Origin of the sequence: Puniceicoccus vermicola (assembly GCF_014230055.1) — a bacterium.
Classification (GTDB): domain Bacteria; phylum Verrucomicrobiota; class Verrucomicrobiia; order Opitutales; family Puniceicoccaceae; genus Puniceicoccus; species Puniceicoccus vermicola.
The window spans coordinates 1-24,193 of record NZ_JACHVA010000033.1; the positions used below are offsets into that span (position 1 = coordinate 1).

Consider the following 24,193-nt stretch of genomic DNA (forward strand, 5'->3'; position numbering starts at 1 on the left):
AGGCGCATAATGGGTCCATCCCTCTTCTGCCACACATCTCTCCCGACTCGCCACCGCATAAGTCGTTGTCGTCCTTCCGAAAAGGCCGTCCGTAGGGTCGGTGCATCCGGAAACCTTGCTTCGTGTATAAGTCTCTTTTAGATAAGTCGTCACTTCCTCCGGCGGCTCACTGCCTTGAACAAAGAATGGGGTGAATCCCGGGCACGGAATCGAAAAAGAAACTCGCTGATAGAGAATGTTCAACCCGTCCGGATCGATCAACTCGTCGACGGGTTCCAATTCTTCCAAATCGTTATCGAAGAACACCGTGCACTCGTTCTCATTTTCGGCGCTGCTTTCGGAAAGAACAAAGCAGTCTTGGCAGTTATAATCCTCGTTCCAGCATCCCTTTCCCGGACAGCATTCTTGGCCCTCTTCGCAGCCGTCGACCCATTCGCATTCTTCCTCGTCCCAAACCGAACACTCGTCCGGCGGATCTTCATCGGGTATCATAATCTCTCCCTGGCAACAGACTTCATCCGGATCAGGCTCCACGCACTGCCCCTCTCCACATGCGTTATAATGATCCCATGAATCCTCGGCCTCCGGCGTATCAACCTCCGTTCCGCAATTGTTCCTATAGGTCGGGGTGGACCCACAGCTCACCAACGAAGAAACCACTTCGTCCAGAACAAATTTCGCCGACCCGAAAAGGGGAAACGCGCCAACGCAGCAAACAATGAGAAAAATCTTATTCATCGCCTGAAATCGGGGACTGCTCGACAAAAGCACAGAGAAGGGCGAGTTTCACAAATGGTTGCTGTTCATCCTGAAGCCGTTTGTAGGCTTCCTCCGACTTTCCCGTGAGCAGCAGGTAAAAAGCGCTGCGTAGTCGTTCTTGCCATTTATCCGAATACGAAAAGAACTCCATCACTTGCTCGGTCTGTGGATCCCCCCGTTGAGCAAGGGCTTCCACCGCGAACATTTTCTCGTCGTGTTGCCCATCCCGAACCATCCGGTAAAGTCTTTGGCGAAATAGCTGATCCCGCACCAACGGATCTTTCTTCGAATTCTCAAAGCCCTTTCCCTCGACTTCGGCTACCCGCTCGGTTTCGACCATTCCTTCGCGCGACCAAATCCTCAGTTGATCCATCTCGATCGCCGCTCGAAGCGATTCACGGTCCTCCCGACCGTTTGCTTTGTTCTTCAACTCGCGAACATACATGTTCACTCGCTCGGGAGATTCCCAATACACGAGGGCCGATACCGCACCCGACCGGCCAGCCGGATCAGCCTCCTCACGATAAGCCTTTCGGAGGATTTTGAGAATTCTCGCCTTCTGCTCGGGGGTCGCCGAATCCGGATGAATATCCCTTACGCTTCGGTATGCTCGTTGGCGATAGGTAGGATCCGAAGACTGCGCAAAATCGATGATCGTGTCGAAAGACTCCTGATCCCCCAGAAGCACAAGATAGTGAATCGCGCTAAAACGAAGGTGACTGCCAACCCAGGAATCACCCTTCCTGCTTGAAAGTCTTTTTCGCAATGCCGGCTCCAGACCTTGAGGAAGACTGTAAGACATGAACATGATCGCATGGGTTGCGAGAACTGGATCGCCATCCGCCACGATTCGATAAATGATCTTCCGTCCAGCCAACTTTTTCTCTTCCAAGGTGGGTGCTTCGAGAACTGAACTCACATCCAACTCAGACCGTTGCATTTGGATCGATTTCTCCCGGACGTCCTCTTTGATCTCGGGATTTTCCTCAAAATACTCTTCCGCCGATTGATTCGTCTGCGCGGATAAATGAGCAAAAAGCAAAATTGAGACTGAGACCAAGTTTCGTATCGTTCCTCAGTCGGAGCTGGATGCTCCAAAAATGTCAACCTGCGTTTTGATAAATGTTCACAATTGAGGGAATTCCCCAGTTGCCTAATTCTCATCGGATCGGAGTTGCGCCAGCCGCCACCTCGCGAGATGTTGGGAGGGTGACCGAAAAGACCGACAGGCACGATACGCTGCAGACGATTTACAAAGAGCGCCTGCTCCAACTGTTCCGCAATCCTTTAGGGACGGAAACGCCGGACGCTGCGGCCATCCGTGGCTGGGCGAAGAATCGCAGCTGCGGGGACGAGGTGGCGTTCTACTCCCTCCTCTCCGAGAACGGCGTCGCGCAGTGCTGGCATGATACCGCCGGATGCGCGATCTCGACCGCGACTTCCTCCCTGCTGGTCGAAGCGTTGGCCGGAAAAAGCCGGGAAGACGCCCGCAAACTTCTCGACCAAATCCGGGCCATGGTCTTCGAAGGGAAAGAGGTCGATGTCGACGACGATGTGAAAATCCTCTCTGCCGTGCACGATCTCCGCACCCGTCACGAATGCGTCGGGGTCGCCCTCAAAGCTGCTGAAGAATCTCTCGAACCGAAAGGGTCGACCGAATGAACGTGGGCTGCTCGGTCTGCGCCCCAGGCTCTCCCGAGGAGAATTCTGAATCGTCGGACTCCATCTTTTGGATCCGGCTCGGGATTTCCCTCGTGCTTGCGGGCCAAAGCATGGTCTTCGGCCTTGCGATCAACATCGCCAGCCCAGTCTACGGCTCCGCCACGTATTGGACCCTGCACGGAGCCCTTTTCGCCTCCGCCATGGTGGTCATCGCCCTCCTTGGCCCGCGGCTCGGCCGCGAATCCTGGGCCGCCTTCCGCGCCGGAAAGATCACGGTCGAGGCTCTCTTTCTCGTCACCTGCGCTGGAGCCCTCATCGGCTCCCTGCTCGCCTCCATCACTGGCACCGGGTCCGTCTACTACGAGGTGGTCGCGATCGTTCTCTCCGTCTACACCGTGGGGAAACGGGCGGGAACGCTATCGCGTAACAAAGTTCTTCAGGAGATCAACCGCTACCGGGAAACCTTCGAATCGGCTCGCGAGATTTTGGAGGGCGGCGAAGTTCGGGTTACCCGCGTCGAGTTTCTTCGGCCCGGTGCCCGGGTCCGCATCGACCCCGGAGAAGCGGTCCCGGTCGACGGAATCATCCTGGAGGGAACCGGCTATCTCGAACAGTCGCAGCTCACCGGTGAGCCCGTCCCCATCATCGGACGCCCCGGAGGGCCGATCCATGCGGGCTCTTGGTCGGTCGACGGAACCTTCACCGTCGAAACCCGCAAACCAGTCGGCGAGCGCCAGATCGACCAGATTCTCGCTTGGGTCGAACAAGCCCGCGAACGTCCGTCACGGCTTCAGCATTGGGCCGACAACACCATCCGCTGGTTTTTCCCGCTCGTTCTGACCATCTCGGCCCTCACCTTTACCGGATGGTTCTTGTTCGGCTCCGGTGGATGGGCCGCGGCTCTCTTCAACGCTATGGCTGTCCTTCTGGTGTCATGCCCCTGTGCCTTGGGACTCGCCACCCCCATCGCGATCTGGAAAGGCCTTTTCCGGCTCTCGGAAAAAGGGCTGCTCTGCCGCCACGGCGAGGCCTTCGACGCCTTTGCCCGCACCCACCGTATCTTTTTCGACAAGACCGGGACCCTGAGCTCGGCCCACCTGGTCGTCCGCGACTTCCAAACTTTTGAGGATTCTCCCACCGACCCAGCCACTCTCCGCAACTGGGTAGCCAGCGCCGAGAAGGGACAGGAACATCCCATCGCCCGGGCCCTGACCGGTCTCGTCGATGAGCCTTCCGCCGAGATCACCGACCGCCACATCCTCCCGGGAAAAGGAATCTCCGCGACGGTTCGCGAGAACGGGCGCAACTACTCGCTGCAGATCGGCACCCCCGGCAACCAGAAGTCCGATGCCGCAACTCCCGCCCTTCCTGAGAAGGTCATCCTCGTCCAGGTCGACGGCCATGACGCCGCTGAAATCCGGGTCGAGGAAAACCTCCGCAACGAGACCGAAGAATGCCTGCATGGACTCCGCGACCGGGGAATCAATGTCGACATCCTCTCCGGCGACCCCAATCCCCGCTGGAAGAATATTTCCGGAATCTCCGTCCAAGAATCCCTCCGTCCCGAAGAAAAACGCGCGCGGGTCCAAGAATCCGTCGAGCTCGGCGAGGAGCCGATTTTCGTCGGCGACGGCATCAACGACACCCCCGCCATGGCCGCGGGCGCAGCCTCCGTCTCGATCGGCGAAGGGGCCTCTCTACCCCGCGGGACTTCCGACGCGGTTCTCCTCGGCAATGATCTGACCACCCTCCTCCGCGGCATCGACCTCGCCCGCCGCGTTCATCGCGGCGTGGAAACCAATGTTCGCTTTGCGGTCATCTACAACATCATCGGCATCCTGCTCGCCGCGGCCGGTATTCTTCACCCCATCGCCGCGGCTCTTCTCATGCTGGGTTCCAGCGCCACCGTATCCATCCGCGCTCTCCTCACCGCCGAATTTCCCACGCCAAAGTGAAAATCACCCTCGTCACCGAAACCTTCCCCCCCGAGATCAACGGAGTCGCCATGACTCTCGAAAAACTCGCCCTCGGCCTCTCCCGCCTCGGTCACCAAGTCTCGGTCATCCGTCCCCGGCAAAAGGAGGAACCCGAGCCCCGCCCCGAATTTGCCGAAATCCCCGTGGCTGGCATCGCCCTTCCCGGCTATTCGGAGCTGAACATGGGCCTGCCCGTCTTTCACAAGATTGACGAACTCTGGCGCGAATCCCGGCCCGACGCCGTCTACCTCGCCACCGAAGGCCCCCTTGGGATCGCTGCCCTTCTCGTCGCCCTCGTCCGCGGGATCTTGCCCGTCTCCGGCTTCCACACCAACTTCCACGAATATATGCGCCACTATAAGTTGCAGTGGATGGAGCAGATCGCCGAGCAATACCTACGCACGGTACACAACTCCACTTGGCGCACCTTCGGCCCCTCCCGGGACCTCCTCGGCCGCCTTGAAGAAGCCGGCTTTCGCAACCTTCGCCTCCTGGAGCGAGGCGTCGACACCACACTCTTCACCCCCGAACGCCGATCCGAAGAGTTGCGCAAATCCTGGGGAGCCCCCCCCGACTCGCCCGTATTTTTGACCGTCGGCCGGGTCGCCTCGGAAAAAAACATGCAGCTGCTATTTCGAGCCTGGGAAAAGATTCGTACCCAGCGCCCCGACGCCCGCCTCGTCATCGTCGGCGACGGCCCCGAGCGCAAAGCCCTGGAAAAGGCTTGGCCCGACGCTCTCTTCGCCGGGGCTCGACGAGGAGACGACTTGGCCGCCCACTACGCCTCGGCCGACTTTTTCCTCTTCCCGAGCATTACCGAAACCTTTGGCAACGTCGTTACCGAAGCCCTCGCCAGCGGCCTCGTCGTTCTCGCCTTCGACTACGCTGCCCCCGGTAAATTTATCCAGCACGAAGAGAACGGATTCATCGTCCCCTTCAAGAACGAGGAAGCCTTCCTCACCGTCGCGGACTGCCTCACGCCATCGGATCAAGACTGGTCAGCGATGCGCGAAGCCGCCCGCGAAACCGGACTCCAACTCTCCTGGGAGGCGGTCCTCGAACGATTCGTGAAAGATCTCCGCGAAGCCATCGCCCAACAGAAAGCCGACGGGCTCCAGCAAATCTAACCAAGGCCTGGATGATCGAGATTCTCGTCATCATCATTGTCCTCGGCGCGGCGCTCCTCCTCCCATGGATCAGCCAATGGGATCCTGAGCTCCTCCTGCTGCTCATCACCGGCATCCTCAATCTCATCAACCTCGGGATGACGATAATCAACATCGTCCAGGCCATCCGCAAAGACCCCCGGTTTCTCAATTCAGGAATCCTCGGGTCCGTCCAACTCCTCATCGGCTGCGCCCTTCTCCTCGCCTTCCTCCTCACCCTAGGCCCCCGAATCGAAACATGGCTCTGCGGCGCACCGTACATGTTCGGGGGAATCGTCGTTCTCGGGATCTACGGAACACGCTCCATTCCACAGAGCCGAAGAACTAAAGAATAGTTCATCAATTCTCGTAGATTCGAGAAATGGGCGTGGAATCTGAGATCGACGAGAAAACACTGGAAATTCTCCCACAACAAGCTCATATTCGGAGCACAAAACCCAAAGACCGAGCAGACTTCCCAAATTCCAGCGGATAGTTACGAATTTGGCACAGTTCGTGGATCGACTTCAAACTCAGGCAACCTTCCCATCGAAGACTCCCACTTCGCATTCGGTTCCCGAAATGAAAAGACGAATCCTACAGACGAGCACACTTTCCGACGAAAGAGCATCTTTCGCCGATCAAAGCGGATTTGCCCTCATCATTTCATTAGGAATGCTATCGTTAGTCCTTCTACTTCTTGTCGTTCTATCGAGCCAATTGCAAATTCACCTCTCTGAAGCGTCTATCTCAAGCTCAACGATCAAAGCCAAAGAATCCGCAAAACTCGGCTTTCTGGTAGCCTTGGGCGAACTTCAGAAGAGCGCCGGCCCGGATCAACGCGTCACTGCACGATCCGATATCTTTTACAGCGATCAGAGCAACATCCCCTTTCCGAATGAGACCGCTGCAGAGAACCGATTCTGGACCGGAGTCTGGGATACCACACGAGAGAACCAATACGAGTCTTCCTCACTCTCTCCCACTTGGCTCGTCTCGGGCGACACCCCCACTCCGTCAAGTGCGACTACGTCTAGAGATATTCTCCTAATGCCCGGATACCTACCGGCTGGCACCACAGATTATTCTGACCCCGGAGCTTTCTATCCCGTCCGCGTCGAACCCGAAATCATGGATTCGGAGGGAATTCGATTCGCTTGGTGGATAGGAGATGAAGGGACCAAAGCTTCCATCGCCATCCAAGATGAACTCATTGAGGAAGTGTCAAAACTCCCTCCTAACGGCACCTATCTCGACTACGGCCGCTATTCGAACCGAATTCTGCGCCAAGACCACAATCCAACCTTCTCCTATCCTCTACTTTATCAATATAGCACGGCGACCAGCGAAGAACTCGAAGCAATCGATAAGCAACTGGGAAGAGAGACAATCTTACGCGCTGCCGACCTCCTAACAGACAACGAGAAAGAGATCCTCTCTGCTCATGCTCTCCACGATCTAACAACCAGCAACCGTTTTGTACTCTCGAATCCCATCGAGGGTGGACTCAAAAAAGACCTTAGCTACCTAAAGACCGTTAATCCCGAGACCATCTCAGAATCAGATATATTCAACCACTTTGGAAAAACCGCCAACCCTTTGACTCCGCAGGTAGTCAATTTTTTTCAGACCCAGAGCGATCCTTCCTTAACCCAAGCAGTTAAAGGACAAGCACTGATCATACCTCAAAGCAAGTTGGCCGAAACTCGTGCCCTTACATCCCGATTTACCTTCGCTCCTATCATTACCGAGTTTCAACTTTCCTGCGGAGTGGCTGCCGCCGGTGGAAATCTGGCTAACACAACGAGCCAGCCGAGCGATCTCTATCTAATATATAAAGTCTATCTTGATATCTGGAATCCTTTCACAGCCCCCATGAGACTCGGGGATCCAATCGCCGCAGCAGAACCTAATTCATCGGATATCCGAATCACCGTCGAAGGCCTTCCCACTGCGAAGATCGAGAACAAGAATACTGCCGACATCGTAACGACCCCATTGCCCGATATCTCAATTCTATGGAGTGAACTTCAATCGGGCAAAACCCTCAAGCCGGGGATGAATTTTCACCTGACCTTCCCGACTGACACTGGAGGAGACAACTCTACCGGAGCAATTCAACAGGCGTTGGTGTTTCCGGTAACCAAAGCACCGGTCCAATTGAACGGAAGTCGAAGCGACGATTACACAGGCCGATTCTCCTTCGGATCAGACCCGATCCAGGTGACCTTCACCGCTATTGATGGAAATGGAAACGAAAGCGAGTTCTGCCGAGCCACCCTTCGGAATTACCCAAACTTCACGATCGACTATAAATACAATTCATACACGAACCGATCCAGCTGGTTCAAGCGAGTCGTCACAAGCGAAGATGGAGCGTGGGGCATGAATAACGAATCCCTGGAGGTAAATGGCTATGTCTTCGGCTTCCGATTCCGACTTCTCGACGAACAGGAAAGTATCGGAGATTCCAATGACCTATCGCGCATCCTCAGCGAGACTGACATTCGGAACCAAGTCATCGATGTTGATTTGAATACCTGGGATATTGGCGACGCATGGAGCGGTGAAGACGCAGTCCCCTACGACTTTACCAGTAGCTACCAAGAAGTGGATCCTGGTTACTTCGAGCCCTCATACGGATTCAAAAGTGATGAATTTTTCTACTACGGGGGGAGCGGACGACAAGACCGGATCGCTCGAGTTTACGAGATTCCGATATCCGGAATATCCTCCATCAGTGAACTGCGACTCATTGAGTTTGATGGTTACGCAAGCAACGCCGTTGGAAATCCATGGGGAGACGACTTGAATCAGTTTTTTGATGCATTTTTTCTTTCCAACTTACCAGATCCCTCGACAGCAATGTGGGATGGAGATTCGCCCTTAAGAAATCCTAGAATCAAACAACACAACGGAACTCCATCTCTTATCGATCCAAACACTGCCGAAAACCTGCTCCTCCATAACGGATTCAACCTCAACTCAACGTCGCCCGAGGCTTGGACAGCAGCCATAACCGGGCGCTCATTCGAATCCGGAACGTTCAACTTTCGATACGAGAGTCCCGACAGTGCGAATTGGGCCGATGACCCACCGTGGGGGACCTTGAATCAACCTCTCCAGAACGTCATTTTCTCATATGCACAGTCGGCCCCGTTCAACTCAATCGAAAGGCCCGACAACCCACGGTATGAGTTGCTCACATTGGACACGCAAGACGACTATCCCTCTGCTTTCAGCACAAAATCCCGTGAACTCAACACTGACCGACAGCACCCGGCGTTCATTCAGGGTCTCAGAGAAATGAAAGACGACGATCTGGAAGATCTCGGGATCGAGGTCGTAGAAGCACTACGGCGTTTTGCAGCCACTCAGAACCGACCTCCATTAAGTATGGCCGAATTTCTCAATGAAGGAATTCTCCAAGAAGCTATTGATCAAGTTCCGACCATCAATGATCGGGAAAACGGGTATGATCGTATTCCCCGATACTCCCCCGCCAGTATCAACCAGGGAAGTCTGATTTCACAGATCGGAGAATATTCTCAAGTCCGCTCTGACACCTTCACAGTACGATCTTACGGGGCCAATATTTCACATGACCGATCTGGAGAAAACGCATTCTACTGCGAAGCCATAGTCCAGAGGGAGATAGAGGAGATCGATGACAATGGCGGGCCGTTTGGCCGAAAATTCAAAATCCTCTCTTTTCATTGGATCCCCAAACCCGCTGAGAAACTATGATTCCTCGCTCATCATTCTGGATCCTACCCCTATTTCTCCTAGGGATCTGTGCATTTTCCCTGACTAGCACAGCTCAGGAAGGGAGCTATGAGTTCGAATTCCGAGTCTTTGGACTTCATCCGGGGAATTACAAAGGTATTTACTACCTAAATCCTGACGGCGACCCAGAAGCACTCCAGTTTGATAGGAGACAGAGATCGGTCTTCTATCACTTTCGGGCAGACTTCCCCGTTCAACCACTTCGCTTCTTCAGGATTATTGATGACGGAGGAGAAGGCTATTTCCAAACTGTAGCAGAGATCACCCCCAACCCGTCCTGGTCGGAAGTGCTTCTTCTTTTCACAGATCCTCCTCAATCCGAAATGCTAAAAGTCTATCCAGCGGAGGATGATGAAGAGGAATTCCCTTTCGGCAGTCTTCGAGTCATCAACTTGACCTCGATTCCGCTGGGAGGAAGCATCGACAAACAAACCGAGAACATCGCCCCGGGCCAATGGACCGACGCATTCTCGATTCAACGCCCAGGGAAGGTGGACGTCCTATTCGCCGCGGCGACCTCGGATTCAGTCCACCTCGTCTACCGCAAAAGTATGCCACTCTGGAAAGACAGCAGGACTCTTCTCATCCTCCGCCCCCCAGCAAGGTCAGGATCAATCCGAATTGGAGCGACCACCCTACAAGACTTCGAGAGCCAGAACTAATCTCGATCAAGTAGGCCCCACGGGGCGCGGCCCCGGAAATTTCAGTTATTCCAAACTCTTTTCGAGAAGACACGAAAACAGAGCCGTCACCCAAACAACCCCTTGCGCAAGCCAGTACCAATAGACAGCCCTTTCCAGTCACTCCCACGCAACGGATGAGGTCTTCGCGCTCGCTTCCCTTCCGGTTCGTTTTCTAGAAACTTGTTCACAAAGTCTTCCGATCCCAGCACCATCCCGTCCGAAAAATAGCGAACCCGGCACCGCAAAACCACCGAAAGAGGCAACTTCCCCTTCTCCTCTTGCAAAACCCGCACCGCTTCTTCGTGGGAAATCGATGCTTTCCCTTCTTTCTCACCATCACCAGCCCCATACAAAGTCTGCCGATACCCCGCCAGGTCCTTATCCACAACAGAAAGCCCGGCCCGAGCCAACCGCCCGCCCCCAAGCGCCTCCGCATACCCACAAAATCGATAATCCTTAGGATCCGCAACCAACCCCGCCCGAACCGCGTTCAAGTCGATATAGGCCGCTACCGTTCTGAGTGCCCACCGACCCCCTTCCACCAGCACACTCTTAAAACGTGCCGACCAAAGCGGCCCAAACCGATCCCGCGACCGATTGAACCAAAGCGTAAAACGGAGCTTCAGAGTCCGCATAAACTCCGAAACATCATGCATCCGGCGGGTCAGTTCCTTACGCAACTCCCTCCCATCAAGAAAGTTATCCTTCAAATGCCCCTCCAAAACCTCAGCAGGCATTGGATTCCAAGGAGTAGGCTTAGGATACAGCTTGCGATACCGACGAACCAACTCCGCATCCGGAACCTCCGTCCCTGCTGGTGGCACCTCCACCAAAATATGAAAATGGTTCTTCATCACCGCATAAGTAACCACCCGAACCCCGGAAAACTCAGCAACCTGCCATATCATTTTCCGCAAAACCTCCCGCTCCCGGTCGCCAAAGAGAGCCTCCCCATTCACCGTCCGACTCATTAGATGATGATACGACAACCGATCCGATTCTCTGCGTCTTAATTTGCCCATCCCCAAACCAACCCCGCCCACTGAGCACCGTCAAACATATTTAGAACAGTTATATAAATTCGAATCATTCCGACAATCGAATCTTTTATCGACATCCCTCATTCCGGCGTCCAAAAACCATGGCCGGTTCAAATTCTCTAAAGGGTTGCAGATAAGGACGGAAGCCTCCTACTATCCACCTTTGCAGCGATTTGCCGAACCATTAAACAATTCAATAAACCCAACAAAGGAAACGCTTTGGACATCGATCAGATCGAAAAACTCGTCGAACTCATGAAGGACAGTGACCTGTCTTCCATGGAAATCGAAGAGGAGACCTTTCGTATTCGTCTCGCTCGCGAGAAAGAAATCATCGCCGTACACGGTGGTGGTGGCGCAAGTGCTCCCGCACCTCTGCCGAGCCCGGCTACCAGTGCTCCGGCTGCTGCTGGAGGAGCTTCTGCTCCCGAGCCCGAGGAAAAGGGAATTGTTTACGTGAAATCTCCCATGGTGGGAACTTTCTACCGTGCTCCTTCGCCGGACAGCCCTCCCTTTGCGGAAGAGGGTGGTAAGGTTAAAGCCGACTCCGTCGTTTGCATTATCGAAGCGATGAAAGTCATGAACGAAATCCAATCCGAAGTGAGTGGAAAGATCGTCGAGATTCTCGTGGAGAACGGCGAACCTGTCGAATTTGGACAGGCCCTGATGAAGGTAAAGGAAGGCTAATCGCCGAGGTATGCTAAAAAAAATCCTCATCGCCAACCGCGGGGAAATTGCCCTTCGAGTGATTCGTGCCTGCCGAGAGCTGGGCATTGAGACTCTCGCGGTTTACTCTGAAGCCGACGAACAGTCGATCCACTGTCAGGTGGCTGACGATGCTATCTGCATCGGACCGGCCGCCAGTTCCGAGAGCTATCTGAAGGCCGACCGGATCCTCAGTGCGGCCGAGCTCGCCAACGTCGACGCGATTCACCCTGGGTACGGATTCCTGTCCGAGAATGCTGATTTCGCCGAACAGTGCGAAAGCTGCAACATCAAGTTCATCGGGCCTTCCTCCAACACGATCCGGATCATGGGCGACAAGGCCTTGGCCCGGGAAACCGTGAAGGCTGCCAAGGTTCCGACCGTTCCGGGGAGTGCTGGGGCGATTCAGGACGACAAGGAGGCGCTGAAATTGGCCAAAGAGATCGGATTTCCGGTTATCATTAAAGCCGTTTCCGGTGGGGGTGGACGCGGAATGCGCGTGGCTCACAATGCCGTCGCCTTTCAACGGGAATTCGAAAGTGCCCGCAACGAAGCCGAAAAGGCTTTCGGGGACGCTTCCGTCTACGTCGAGAAGTTCATTCAGGATCCGCGCCACATCGAGTTTCAGATTCTCGCCGACGAGCACGGCAAGATCGTCCACCTCGGTGAGCGCGATTGCTCTGTGCAACGCCGTCACCAAAAGGTGATCGAAGAGGCTCCTTCTCCTTTCCTCTCTTCCGACCTCCGTCGCAAGATGGGCCGGGCCGCGGTCAAGGCTGCTGAAGCGGCGAACTACCAGAATGCTGGTACAATCGAGTTCCTCGTCGATAAAAACGGAGATTTCTACTTCATCGAGATGAACACCCGGATTCAGGTGGAGCATCCAGTTACGGAAATCGTCACTGGAATCGACCTGATCAAGAAGCAGATTCAAATCGCTTCGGGCGAGCCCCTCGGAATCGAACAGAAGCAGGTCCGCATCAGTGGCAAACACGCCATTGAGTGCCGTATTTGCGCCGAAGATCCGTCCCGTAATTTTGCCCCTTCACCGGGTGAGATCAAACTCTACTTCCCTCCCGGTGGCCCTGGGGTTCGCGTAGATTCTCATGTGTATTCCGGCTATCCGGTCCCCCCTCATTACGACTCCATGATCGGAAAACTGATCACGTACGGAGAAACTCGTGAGGAGGCAATTGTCCACATGAACCGGGCACTGAAGGAATATCTGATCCGCGGCATCAACACCAACATTCCCTTCCTCCAAGCAATTGTCAGCGACCCGGTATTCCGCCAGGGGCAAACGACGACCCGCTACGTGGAAGAATTCCTGGCCCGGACTCCTCGGTACCTTCTCTCTCCCACTCAACCCGATAAAGTATAAACGCTATGGAACAACCGAACTCATCCGATAACGAATCCACTGTCCCATTTGTCTCCGAGGAGAGTTCGACTCTTGGCGAGATTCGGATCAACCATAGCGTCGTCGCCAACATCGTTCGAATCGCGACCCTGAGCGTCCCTGGAGTTCACTCCGTGGGCGGTGGCCGATTCGAGGGCATTACCGAGATGTTTGCCAAGCGTGAAGGCGAACGGGGTGTGCGCGTCAGCGAAGACGAAGGCGGGACCTACGAGATCGACATCCGCGTCATTCTGGATTTCGGAGTTGAGCTGGCCCGCACGGGCGGACAGATCCAGCAGACCGTTCGCGAAGAAGTTTCGAAGATGACGAGCAAAGATGTCGCTCGGGTAGATATTACCATCGACGGCGTCCATGTTCCTGAAGAACCAAAGCAAGAATCGGGACAGTGGACTGGCTAAAACCATAAGCCATGGAGGAAAAAATCAAAAGCTGGTTCACCGAGTTGGTGGGCACCGACTTCCAGTTTCTGGCGCAGAGAGAGTTCCAGTTTATCGTGGGGGCCGCTCTGGCGCTCCTTATCATCCTCCTCATAATTCGGTACCGCCCCGGACGTCGGATCCGCGCCTTCCGAGGGGAAACGGGCCGGGTGGACATTTCCCGCCATGCCATCCACGAACTGGTTCGTTCTGCATGCGAGCAGATGCCGGAAGTGTACAAATCCTCGATCAAAATCAAGGTTCGCCGGAAACTGAGCATCACGGTTCGCATTCGACTCGAAAGCAAAGCTTATCTACGGGATACAGCTTCATTCCTACAGGCCCACCTCAAGGACTCACTGGAAAACAATTTGGGAATCCAGAAGGTCGGGAAAATTGAGATTCTAGTCACGGGGATCCGCAATGGGTCCAGCCCCAAGGTCGATCTCAACGAGAGCGCTCGCAAAGAAAAATCCGAACCGCAAAAAGATCGACCTCAAAAGGTGGAGTCCGCGCCCGAACCATCGGAAGCATCCCCACAACCGGCAGTTTCTCACACCGAAGAAGAGCCGACTCCAAAACCTCATGCAGAAGTAGTCCCGGACCCTTCCACTCAGAAAAAGGAAGTGGCCGCGATCGTGAAACCGGACCCTTCCGCACCGCCTCCGGAGAAAAACGCTGAGAGCGAATCCGAGGAAAAGGATGCCCCCCACCCCGAATCAAAAAAAAACGGCCCCACCTTCTTTAATAAGAAGAAAATTTAGATCTTAAATCTTCTAAGCCTGCCAATGCCAGTCTCGGCATAGATTCAACCTTCCTTCCCTCGAAAACCCAAACGATTCGGCATGAAGCCCTGCACGGACGACGAATCACTGATCGAACTCGAAAAGAGCATCCAGAATCCCCTTGCGCGTAAAGGGTATGGTCTGGTCTCGCCAATGCTTGAGCGATTAATCGGCATCCGCGCCGTCAACCAGCTCTACGACAGCAGCCGGCGGAGCTCCCCGGAGACCTTTTTCCAAAACACCCTCCGAAGCTTGGGAGTCAGCTATCGGTTTAGCGAACAGGAAGCCGCTCGCATCCCTCCCGACGGTCCCGTCTTCGTCATCTCCAACCATCCTTTCGGCGGGTTGGACGGGATCATCCTCGGCGACTTCCTCCAATCCATCCGCAAAGACAGTAAGCTCCTCGCAAACTATCTTCTCTTGCGAATGAGTGAGATGGAGCCCCTCGTCTACGGAATCGATCCTTTCGGCGGGACAAAAGCTGCCCGCTACAATGCCCGCTCGGTGAAAGAATCGCTGCGCTGGGTCCGGGATGGACACCTCCTCGCCACCTTCCCCGCCGGCGAAGTCTCCCACTTCCGCCTCAAGCAGAAGCGGGTCACAGACTCCGATTGGAATCCCGTTTCCGCGAAGTTGATCCAAAAATCCGGCGCCTGCGTCGTCCCCATCTTCTTCTACGGGGGCAACAGCTTTTTCTTTAACCTTATGGGGACGATCCATCCCCGCCTGAGAACGTTGCTCCTGGCCCGAGAACTGACGAATAAACGCGGGCGCGAAGTTTCTCTAAAGATCGGCTCCCCCATTTCGGCTGGCAAGATTGCAAAGTTCACCGACGAAAAGGACCTCCTCGATTTTCTGCGGCTGCGCACCTATCTACTGGGAGGATCCGAGAGGCGCCCGCGGGGACCACTTCGTATTCGACCCAATATTCGCTTGGCGATTCCCCAAAAGCAAAAGCCAGTAGACCCCGACCACGACCCATTGATCGAACCAGTTCCCAAGAAAAAACTGGTGGGTGAAATCGAACGCCTCGCCGAAGGCAGCCTCATTTTCGAGCGCAAGCAATTCCGCGTCTACGTCGTAAAAGGCTCGGACGCTCCCAACATCCTCCTCGAGATTGGTCGTTTGCGGGAGCTCACCTTCCGCGACGTCAGCGAGGGCACCGGAAAGCCCTACGATACCGACCACTTCGACCTGGACTACCTTCAACTCTTTCTCTGGAACGCCGAAGAACAAGAAATCGTCGGCGGCTACCGGATGGGCCAAACCGATGCCATCCTCCCGAAGAAGCGAAAACGTGGCTTCTACACCAGTACGCTCTTCCGGTTCCGCACCGCTTTCCTTGAAAGCATGGACCCGGCCATGGAACTTGGCCGCTCCTTCATCATCCCATCCTACCAGCGCAAGTTTGCGACCCTCTCTTTACTCTGGCAGGGGATCGGAGCCTTCATCTCAGCGAACCCCCGCTATCGCTACCTTTTCGGCCCGGTCAGCATCAACTGCGAGTATGAAACCATCTCCAAGGACCTGATCATTCACTTCCTGCGCGGCAACAACTTCGATCCGTTGCTCTCCGGAAAGGTAAAGGCAAAAACCCCGCCCGAAAAAAGTCGTCTTCTCAGCAAAGAGGAAAAAGCCGCGATCGCGCGCGGGGTCAAAGACATCGACGACGTTTCGGCCCTGATTGCCGAGATCGAGCCCGACCAAAAGGGAGTGCCCACATTACTGAGACACTACGTAAAGTTGAATGCCCGTTTCCTGAGCTTCAACGTCGATGCGGATTTCTCCGATGTTCTCGACGGCCTCATGGTCGTCGACCTCTTGGAGACCGATGAGAAAACCCTCCGTTTCTTCATGGGGGGAGAGGAGCAAACGAAACGCTTCTACAGGCAACACCGCAAAGAAGTGGAGCTCGCCGAGCAAATATAAGAGAAATCCGACTTCGGAGACTTCAGACTCTGGTTTGACCACCAAGCAATTTGCCCAGTAAATTACCCCTATCCGAACATTCCTAACAGTTTTCGCAGCCACCTTTTCCCTGGCGGCTCTTCTTCCTGCACAATCGCTTTCCAGCGCACTCGGCGGAAACAGCAGTCCCACCAATCCTCCCGAGCAAAGGCAACAAGAACCGGGATTCACGGATCTTCTGGATTCTTCCGGGCGCTATCTTTCCCAGAGAGTCCGTGATCTTTTCGGTGCGACCGGAAACCTGGCCGAATGGGATTCCAACGAGAGTCCGCGCGCCACCATTTTCACCTACGTTGAAGGAATGAACGCTCTCATCTATGGCGGGAGCGAAAATACCGAACGAGTTCAGCAGACCCTCCCGCCAGGATTTCCTCCGCTCGGACCGGAGAGCATTGCCCTGAAACGAGTATTCGACCGATTGGGCACGCTGGACAAAGTGGACTTCCCTGACGCGAGTAATCTGGTCGACTCATCCCTCGATTCGTTCGAGGTCTTCCCCTACGCCGTTGATCATGAATGGATCTGGCAGATTCTCAGCGAAGCTCCGGAGCACCGCATTGAGCTCAGCAAAACCGACTCGGGGTGGAGGTTTTCCGAAGAGACTCTCGTCAACGCCCCCGCGCTCCTGCAATCACTACGCAACATTCCGCCCGTTTTTAACCACTCGGGTGAAACCGAGCTCATTGAGAGGGTCTTCGTCCCCATGCTCAACAATTCCCCCTGGTGGAGTTGGCTCGTCATGGCTATTTCGATTCCACCCGCCTTTTTCATCGGAAAACTGACACGGAAAGGAGTCCTTCATTTAGGAGACCGGATCGAGAAAAAGACACGCCCTCTGATCGGGTCAATGTTCCGGAGTGTAGCCTCCGCCTCTGCGATCATTGTCGGAACCATCATATTTGTCATCGGCGGCTCTTTCATCGAGCTGTCCCCTGCCCTTTCCGGTCTGTATTGGGACTTCGTCCGGGCGATTCTTCTCGTCGCCCTCGTCTTTCTGCTCCTCGGCATCACCGACATCGTTGCGACTCTCATCCGCAAGAAGATCGGATCAAAGAATCCGGAATACGGAGAGATGACGGTCACGATTATTCAGAGAGTCGTCCGATCCTTCATCTTCGTCATTCTGATCATATTCCTGCTCGAGAACGTCCTCGGTTTTCACATCGGTGCGCTCATCACCGGAATCGGAATCATCGGACTAGCGATTTCTCTCGCGGGGAAGGAAACGGCACAGAATCTCTTTGGCGCTATTTCAATTTTTATCAACCGGCCTTTCGCGGTCGGCGATTGGGTCCGATTCCGGGGAGACATTGGGGAAGTGGTCGACGTGAGGATGCAGGCGACCCGGATTCGCATCCTTTCGGGGGAGATGAAAATCGTCCCCAACATGCAGTTCATTTCCAAGGAAGTTGATAATCTTTCCATGCGCCCCTACATCCGGCGCGAGATGAATCTAAGCCTTCCCTACGGCACACCCCCTGACAAAGTTGAGAAAGCGATCGAGGTGCTAAAGGGAATTCTGGAAGACGATGAGATTGCCCAAAATGGCCGTTTCGTGGCCAAGGACGATCCGTCAAAGAACCCCTCCCCCCACGTTTCTTTCAGCGAATACGGCTCCTATTACCTCAATCTACAAGTCTACTACTGGTACTTCATTGGCGAAACGGGAGAAGAGCTCGATCGCCGAAACGATCGAGGATGGTTCAGCTACCTGGATCACTGTACCCTCGTGAACCAGCGAATCCTGCGTGCCTTCGCGGAAAACGACATCGAATTTGCATTCCCGACCCAGACCATAGAACTGGAGAAAAAGACTCCTCCCGAATCGGAGGATTCGCAAGAATCCGAAACCCACCAATAAAAACGGCGCCCCGAATCGGGACGCCGTCGTAAAAAAACATCAGCCGCGAGGCTTAGAAATAATACCGAATCCCGACGGCTGCATTCAGCTCAATTTCCGTATCGGGAATGAGGTCAAGGATCGGAACAATTTCGGCGAAAACGTCGATCGGGCTCTCGGGGAAAATGTAGGAAACACCGATTGGAACGCGGACTCCGAAAACCGAATCACCTCCTCCATCGTCTTCTTCGTAGCGAAAACGCCCTCCGATGCCGTAGTAGAGCGGAAGCGAACCCTTCATGGTCGCGGTCTCAAGGATCTCAAAATTGTGGAAAAGGTAATCCGCATGCATTTGGAAGGAATCTTCCCCGGAGAAGGACCAACCCACTCCGCCGTCAATCGCCGTTTTATCATTGATCCAGCTCTTTATGCTGATGCCTGTCGGATCCCCCGCCATGATTCCTACACCAATACCCGACAAAGGCACCTGGCTCGCAACCGCCGCGGCCGTAATAAAAAAGAGTGTTTTTGAGGTTATCCGATTTTTCATAGGACATCACTACTTGTCCCTGTTCAGGAATTCCAGTCCTAAAACGCTTTTCACAAAAGCCATATCGAGTCGGGGAAAATACGGCTCCCGCAACGTACTTGTTACGCTTCTCCCCCTTGCCGATTTCGGCATTTCCCATACTCTTAGTCAGATGGGGAAAGAAGAATCGATCGCTGGGAAAAAGAAAGCACACAATCGTCCTTCCGCAGGAAAATCGCGCGCCGAACTACACGAAAGATTAGAGCGGGCGGGCCTGCCACCCGGAGAAGATCTGCCCACAATCGACAGCGCCTTTGATCGACAATGTCATACGGTCTTCGACGTAAGGCGTTTCTCTGCAAACGAGCTGCGGGAAGACCGCACCGACGATCCATTCGAGACAAAAAAGCTTCTCGAAGACAGCGAAGGGATGGCGACCTGGATTCACGTCAGTGGCGTTCACGCTGTCGAGAAACTGCAAAAACTTGGAGAGCTCCTTGACCTCCATCCTCTCACCGTAGAAGACGTCATGAATCTATGGGCACGACCACGTGTCGACATCAACAAAAAGGAACTCTTTTTCACCGGAAAGGCGGTCAATATTGATTCAGAAACTTCCCACCCGAAAAGCCAGCAGATCTCGATCGTTCTCCGGGAAGATCTGCTTGTTTCCTTCTCCGAAAACGAGGAGGAACTCTTTCGCTCCGTCATCGCCCGCCTCCAAATCCCGAACAGCCGCATTCGCTCCTCGGGTGCCTCCTTTCTCGCCTATTCCTTGATCGACACCCTCGTCGACCGGCTCCTCATTCTCACCGAGGCCGTCGAAGAAATCGTGGTCGACATGGAGGAACAAATGCTCGGCGAAAGCGCCACCGACGACCCGATTCCCATCGGCGAAATCTACCGTCGTAAAAGGCAAGTTCTTCGCCTCAACCGCATCGCCTTTCCTTTGCGCGACGCCATTCACGACCTCCACGATCTTTCCTCGGAAATCCTGGATTCCTCACTCGGAATCTACCTCCGCGACCTTCTCGATCATGCACGCCGGGCCGCCGAGCGCGTCGAGCACGCAAGAGGCATGCTCCATGACCTCCAAGATTTCCACTCCGCAAGACAGGACAACCGCATCAACCGAACCATGCAGCTACTGACGGTCATTGGAACGATCTTCGTCCCCCTCACCTTTGTGGCCGGAGTCTACGGGATGAACTTCAACCCACAGACAAGTCCTTGGAATATGCCCTTGCTCGACAACTACTGGGGATACCCGATCTGCATGGCGGGGATGTTCCTCTTCGCAATCGCGATGGTGATCTATTTCCGCAAAAAAAAGTGGCTATGAGGTCCGGGCCCCCGGGGAGGTATGCAACTCATAGGAATGAGTGCGGATCCCCCGTGCCGCCAATTCTTCGATAATCCGGCCCGCTACCTCAACTTTGAGATTCCAGGCATCGGCCGGAGTATGGGTCCACATCGCCAGCCAGCACTGAATCGACTCCTTCTCCATTTCCATGATCCAGAATTTGGGATCATCGTCCCCCACGAGCAAATGGCTCTTGCGACCAGCCTGAATCGCCACCTCGCGAACCAGCTTCATATCGGATTGATAAGAAACGTAGAACTGAATCTTCGCCCAGATCAAATTCTCCCGATTGCTGTAGTTGATCACCTCTTTCGTCAACATGGAGCTATTGGGCACAACGTATCGGCGCCAATCCCACAACTTGATGATCGTGTGAGTCGGGGTAATATCCTCAATCGTCCCATATTGCTCATCGAGAAGAATGGTATCCCCAGTGCGAAATTGCTTGGAAAACGTCACCACATAGCCGGCGATCACATTCTCAAGAAAGGGACGAGCCGCGATCCCGACAAGAACCGCACCAGCCGCACCGAACACCGAAATGAGTCCCGTCGAAAACCCGTCGAGGAAAGGCGCTGAGGCCAGTCCCAACCAGACAAGGACCAAAACCGAAAGAAGCGTTCTTCGGATAATAGAAAAGCGATAACCGAGGCTCTCAAGCGCCTGATCGCGAGAGTCCTCCGTATGATTCTTCTGGGGAGCTTCCGAACGGAGAGGTTCGAACCGTTTCAGACGCTGGATTCGGGCCGCCCTCTTCCGCTCAGTCCGAGTAAGAATGGTCGTAAGAAGAAACCATCCCCCCATCCCCGCCGCGATTACGGCGGCGAAATACAGAAAGTCGTCAATTTTCTCCATAAAGCTTCACCTCCGCGAAAACCCACTTCGCGTAGTCACCTGCCGCCCCTGTCGCCGTTACCCAAACCCACTGCGGAGTTTCATAGGGATGAGCATTTTTGAAAAATGATTCCACTTCGTGCGCCCCCGACTCCGTGGTTTTCACCCACAATCGAACTTCCTCCTCGGAACAAATCTCCCCTTTCCAGCGAAAAACAGACCTCACTCCCGGGTCCATCTGAACGCAGGCCGCAAGATTCTCCTCCAGCAGACGCCCGGCTAGCGCTTCCGCATCCGAGACAGAGGAAACCGTCGTCCAACCGATAGAAACATCACTCGACGCCACTCTCCTTCTCCTTGTTTTCCTCGGGATCGGATGAGGCTTGGGTTGGTTCTAATTCGATCTCCGGTGCGTCGGCATCCTTTTTCCTCCGGCCCTTCAACAGCCCATAAGTCAAGTATCCCGTGAAGAGGACCGCCGGCATCCACTGCCAATTCATCAGAGTGAAAACGATCACCACGATCACCACGAGAAAACGGGCCATCGAATGCTCCATCCTCCAGTTCACCGCTTTGAAGCTCGGATAGCTCACCCGGCTGAACATCATAAAGGAGAGGAAGAGCATCAAGACCGGAAGCGCATATTTCCACGCTCCAATCCGGACATCACCCTCCTGAAGCCAAAGCATCATCAAGGTCAACGACGCGGTCAGACCGGCCGCTGCTGGTATCGGAAATCCTTCAAAGCTGCGACTCGCCGCTCCTTTATCCTCAGCCGCGACACAGTTGAAGCGCGCCAAACGCAACGCTCCACAGGCCAGATAAACAAAGGCCACCATCCACCCGGCCCGATCGAACTCTGCCAACACGATCTGGAAGACCAGAAGAGCCGGAGCAATCCCAAACGAAATTAAATCCGCCAAGGAGTCGAACTCTCGCCCGAAAGGACTCTCGAACCCTCCCAGTCGAGCGACCCTGCCGTCGAGCAGATCAAAAAGAAACGCTCCCAGGATGAAAAGAATCGCTCGGTGATAAAACCCTGAGGAAGGAAAACCCGTTTTCTGCTGCAAGGCCCCCTCGAGAATACTCAGGATGGCTGCGAAACCGCAGAATAAATTTCCTGCCGTCATCAAATTCGGCAGCAGATAGATCTTCGGCTCGTTCTTGCTCATGATTGTTCCTCCTTTTGCGGAAATTCCGCGATTACGGTAATACCTCCCTCAACTTTATCTCCTTTCGAAACCAGCACTCGGGTGCCTGCTGGCAAGAAAACCTCCGTCCGCGAGCCGAACCGGATCATTCCGAATCGATCGCCCTTCTTCAGAGAATCGCCCGGCTTGGACCAGGCAACAATCCGGCGTGCAATTGCCCCGGTAATTTGCCGAACCGCGACTTTTCGTTCCGGACCTTGAATTAACCAAGCCCGAAATGCATTCAACGAAGAGGCATCCGGATGACGGGCATCAAGATACTTGCCGTTCTTTTCCTCAGTAAAAATAACCTCCCCTTCAATCGGTGTCCGATTTACGTGGACATTAAATACCGAAAGAAACACCCCGATCCGAATCGGCAGATCCTCATAAGGACCCTCCGTCTGCTCGACAATGTCAGCCACCACTCCATCGGCGGCCGAAACAATCGCCAGCGGATCCCCCGGAATCTCCCGCTTTGGATCCCGGAAAAAGTAGAGGGAGAAAACGATCAACCCGATAAAAAGCGGTCCGACCCAAGGGAAAAATAGGAACGAGACTACGGTGAAGAGAAAGAGAAGACCGAATATCCATCGACCCTCGTATAGAGTTTGCCAGCGCATAAGTTCTTCTAAGTGTTCCCATCCCGCACCCAGGATGCAAACCTGTTCGCTCCAAACAGCGTCAGCTTAGGCTCCCGGCACCTTCAACCGGGCATTTCATCACGAAGACAAATGTCATCGGTATATCATCTTTCTCCTTCAACTCTGCTCATCCACGGTGTCAACGTTTTTTAGAACAGAGATCTTATACACAAGTGATCTACGGGAGAAACCGAAATGATGGTATTTCGTTCCCGCCCTGCGAAAGTTTTGTTCACTGGATCGCGAAACGCTTGGAAGAAGCGCTAATAGCAGGCCCGAGGGATTTGCGGGAAAACGGTATTAGTGTTGAACGGACGGATATTTTGCCATTTCGTAAAAACTTCCATGGCCACCAAAAAGACAACTCGCTCACCCTCCGGTCCAGTCGAGAAAGCCGCCAAGGCTAAGATCAACTCGTCTCTCTCAGACGAGGAGAAGATCAAACTCTTGGAGGAAATGATTCGCGTACGCCGGTTTGAGGAACGATCTCTCCGCTCATATCAGCAGGGTAAAATCGGGGGATTCCTCCACCTATATATCGGGCAGGAATCTGTTGCGACCGGCAGCCTGTCCGTTTTGGACAAGAACGATCACTTCATTACCGCCTATCGTGATCACGGTCACGCTCTTGCTTGCGGAATGTCGATGAACGAGTGCATGGCCGAGCTCTACGGGAAGGCAACTGGATGCTCGCGCGGTAAGGGTGGTTCGATGCACTTCTTCGCTCCTGACAAGAATTACTGGGGAGGACACGGAATTGTCGCTGGCCAAACTCCTCTCGGCCTCGGCCTCGCCTACGCGCTGAAGTATCAAGGTATCGACGGTTGCGCTCTCTGCTACCTCGGAGATGGTGCCGTCAACCAAGGCGTTTTCCACGAATCTCTGAACCTCGCTTCTCTCTGGGATATTCCGATTGTCTACATCATCGAGAACAACGGTTACTCGATGGGAACCAGCGAAGCGCGTTCCAGTAAATTTACCGACAGCTTGGCCAAACGGGCCGAAGCCTACGATATGGCTTGGGAGAGTGTGGTCGCCAATCACGTCTACGTGGTCCGCGAAACTACCGACCGCTGGGTCCGCTACGCCAAAGAAAAGTCCCGTCCGGTTCTCTTGGAACTCAAGACTTACCGCTACCGCGGGCACTCCGTGGCCGACGCGAATTCGGAAAAATACCGGACGAAGGAAGAGATCCAGAAATATCAGGAAACGATGGATCCCATCAACGTCTTCCGCAAAACCCTGACCGAAGAGGGAGTCATCGACGACGAGAAGGTGAAGGAAATCGAGAAAAACGCCAAGGAGGAGGCCAATGCGGCTGCGAAGTTCGCCGACGAGAGCGAATTCCCCGGTGTCGAAACCATCACTGAAAACGTCTACTGGGAAACCGACAATCCGGACCAGCGCGAGAGCGAAGGCCGCATGTTCTTCCACTCCTAATCCACTTT

At 54.4% G+C, this 24,193-nt stretch carries 22 protein-coding genes; 14 read left to right on the plus strand and 8 right to left on the minus strand.

The genetic code is table 11. From position 1 onward, the window contains the following. A partial coding sequence (locus tag H5P30_RS02510; RefSeq protein WP_185691385.1) for a hypothetical protein occupies positions 1 to 738 on the minus strand: 738 nt, incomplete at its 3' end. Then, positions 731 to 1,819 (minus strand): HEAT repeat domain-containing protein, encoded by a 1,089-nt coding sequence (locus tag H5P30_RS02515; RefSeq protein ID WP_185691386.1) that lies wholly within the window; start codon positions 1,817 to 1,819, stop codon positions 731 to 733. The genes H5P30_RS02515 and H5P30_RS02510, both read right to left, overlap by 8 nt. A gap of 62 nt (positions 1,820 to 1,881) precedes the next feature. Here H5P30_RS02515 and H5P30_RS02520 point away from each other — a divergent pair, with 62 nt between their 5' ends. From H5P30_RS02520 to H5P30_RS02545, 6 genes are all read left to right on the plus strand, one after another. Beyond that, positions 1,882 to 2,421 (plus strand): iron-sulfur cluster assembly scaffold protein, encoded by a 540-nt coding sequence (locus H5P30_RS02520; RefSeq protein WP_185691387.1) that lies wholly within the window; start codon positions 1,882 to 1,884, stop codon positions 2,419 to 2,421. Continuing rightward, complete coding sequence (locus H5P30_RS02525; RefSeq protein ID WP_185691388.1) at positions 2,418 to 4,376, plus strand: heavy metal translocating P-type ATPase; 1,959 nt, start codon at positions 2,418 to 2,420, stop codon at positions 4,374 to 4,376. The genes H5P30_RS02520 and H5P30_RS02525 overlap by 4 nt, the downstream gene beginning before the upstream one ends. Beyond that, complete coding sequence (locus H5P30_RS22375; RefSeq protein ID WP_185691389.1) at positions 4,373 to 5,524, plus strand: glycosyltransferase; 1,152 nt, start codon at positions 4,373 to 4,375, stop codon at positions 5,522 to 5,524. Before H5P30_RS02525 ends, H5P30_RS22375 begins: the two co-directional genes overlap by 4 nt. Positions 5,525 to 5,535: 11 nt before the next feature. Beyond that, positions 5,536 to 5,898, plus strand: coding sequence for a hypothetical protein (locus tag H5P30_RS02535; RefSeq protein ID WP_185691390.1), 363 nt, complete (start codon positions 5,536 to 5,538; stop codon positions 5,896 to 5,898). Positions 5,899 to 6,124: 226 nt separating this feature from the next. Continuing rightward, the gene (locus tag H5P30_RS02540) at positions 6,125 to 9,289 is read left to right on the plus strand and encodes a hypothetical protein (RefSeq protein WP_185691391.1); all 3,165 of its coding nucleotides are present in this window, start codon (positions 6,125 to 6,127) and stop codon (positions 9,287 to 9,289) included. Then, complete coding sequence (locus tag H5P30_RS02545) at positions 9,286 to 9,990, plus strand: hypothetical protein (RefSeq protein ID WP_185691392.1); 705 nt, start codon at positions 9,286 to 9,288, stop codon at positions 9,988 to 9,990. Before H5P30_RS02540 ends, H5P30_RS02545 begins: the two co-directional genes overlap by 4 nt. 86 nt (positions 9,991 to 10,076) lie before the next feature. On the opposite strand, the gene H5P30_RS02550 is transcribed toward H5P30_RS02545, so the two are convergent. Further along, positions 10,077 to 10,982, minus strand: coding sequence for a transposase (locus tag H5P30_RS02550; RefSeq protein ID WP_246459240.1), 906 nt, complete (start codon positions 10,980 to 10,982; stop codon positions 10,077 to 10,079). A 288-nt stretch (positions 10,983 to 11,270) separates the two neighbouring features. Between H5P30_RS02550 and accB the strand changes: the two genes are divergently transcribed. From accB to H5P30_RS02580, 6 genes are all read left to right on the plus strand, one after another. Next, entirely contained in the window at positions 11,271 to 11,738 is a 468-nt protein-coding gene (gene accB, locus H5P30_RS02555; protein WP_185691394.1) for an acetyl-CoA carboxylase biotin carboxyl carrier protein, read from the plus strand. A gap of 10 nt (positions 11,739 to 11,748) precedes the next feature. Further along, the gene (gene accC / locus H5P30_RS02560; protein WP_185691395.1) at positions 11,749 to 13,137 is read left to right on the plus strand and encodes an acetyl-CoA carboxylase biotin carboxylase subunit; all 1,389 of its coding nucleotides are present in this window, start codon (positions 11,749 to 11,751) and stop codon (positions 13,135 to 13,137) included. A gap of 5 nt (positions 13,138 to 13,142) precedes the next feature. Then, positions 13,143 to 13,574 carry an Asp23/Gls24 family envelope stress response protein gene (locus H5P30_RS02565; protein WP_185691396.1) on the plus strand — a complete coding sequence of 144 codons (432 nt, stop codon included), beginning with the start codon at positions 13,143 to 13,145 and terminating at the stop codon, positions 13,572 to 13,574. An 11-nt stretch (positions 13,575 to 13,585) separates the two neighbouring features. Then, positions 13,586 to 14,356, plus strand: a complete 771-nt coding sequence (amaP, locus tag H5P30_RS02570; RefSeq protein ID WP_185691397.1) for an alkaline shock response membrane anchor protein AmaP — start codon at positions 13,586 to 13,588, stop codon at positions 14,354 to 14,356. A gap of 81 nt (positions 14,357 to 14,437) precedes the next feature. Further along, on the plus strand, positions 14,438 to 16,306 hold the full coding sequence (locus tag H5P30_RS02575) for a bifunctional lysophospholipid acyltransferase family protein/GNAT family N-acetyltransferase (protein WP_185691398.1): 1,869 nt from the start codon (positions 14,438 to 14,440) through the stop codon (positions 16,304 to 16,306). 340 nt (positions 16,307 to 16,646) lie between these two features. After that, positions 16,647 to 18,206, plus strand: coding sequence for a mechanosensitive ion channel family protein (locus tag H5P30_RS02580; protein ID WP_185691399.1), 1,560 nt, complete (start codon positions 16,647 to 16,649; stop codon positions 18,204 to 18,206). A gap of 52 nt (positions 18,207 to 18,258) precedes the next feature. On the opposite strand, the gene H5P30_RS02585 is transcribed toward H5P30_RS02580, so the two are convergent. Beyond that, positions 18,259 to 18,735 carry a hypothetical protein gene (locus tag H5P30_RS02585; protein ID WP_185691400.1) on the minus strand — a complete coding sequence of 159 codons (477 nt, stop codon included), beginning with the start codon at positions 18,733 to 18,735 and terminating at the stop codon, positions 18,259 to 18,261. 151 nt (positions 18,736 to 18,886) lie between these two features. Between H5P30_RS02585 and corA the strand changes: the two genes are divergently transcribed. After that, positions 18,887 to 20,056 (plus strand): magnesium/cobalt transporter CorA, encoded by a 1,170-nt coding sequence (gene corA / locus H5P30_RS02590; protein ID WP_185691401.1) that lies wholly within the window; start codon positions 18,887 to 18,889, stop codon positions 20,054 to 20,056. Here the strand turns inward: corA and H5P30_RS02595 are convergent. From H5P30_RS02595 to H5P30_RS02610, 4 genes are read right to left on the minus strand one after another with little or no spacing between them, the layout of a single operon-like run. Next, positions 20,051 to 20,932 (minus strand): mechanosensitive ion channel family protein, encoded by an 882-nt coding sequence (locus tag H5P30_RS02595; protein WP_185691402.1) that lies wholly within the window; start codon positions 20,930 to 20,932, stop codon positions 20,051 to 20,053. The genes corA and H5P30_RS02595 overlap by 6 nt on opposite strands. Beyond that, positions 20,919 to 21,257, minus strand: a complete 339-nt coding sequence (gene cutA, locus H5P30_RS02600; RefSeq protein ID WP_185691403.1) for a divalent cation tolerance protein CutA — start codon at positions 21,255 to 21,257, stop codon at positions 20,919 to 20,921. The genes H5P30_RS02595 and cutA overlap by 14 nt, the downstream gene beginning before the upstream one ends. After that, positions 21,244 to 22,083, minus strand: coding sequence for a CDP-diacylglycerol--serine O-phosphatidyltransferase (pssA, locus tag H5P30_RS02605; protein ID WP_185691404.1), 840 nt, complete (start codon positions 22,081 to 22,083; stop codon positions 21,244 to 21,246). Before pssA ends, cutA begins: the two co-directional genes overlap by 14 nt. Next, positions 22,080 to 22,724 carry a phosphatidylserine decarboxylase gene (locus H5P30_RS02610; protein WP_185691405.1) on the minus strand — a complete coding sequence of 215 codons (645 nt, stop codon included), beginning with the start codon at positions 22,722 to 22,724 and terminating at the stop codon, positions 22,080 to 22,082. Before H5P30_RS02610 ends, pssA begins: the two co-directional genes overlap by 4 nt. Before the next feature lie 366 nt (positions 22,725 to 23,090). Here H5P30_RS02610 and pdhA point away from each other — a divergent pair, with 366 nt between their 5' ends. Then, on the plus strand, positions 23,091 to 24,185 hold the full coding sequence (gene pdhA, locus H5P30_RS02615; RefSeq protein WP_185691406.1) for a pyruvate dehydrogenase (acetyl-transferring) E1 component subunit alpha: 1,095 nt from the start codon (positions 23,091 to 23,093) through the stop codon (positions 24,183 to 24,185). Positions 24,186 to 24,193: the final 8 nt, after the last annotated feature.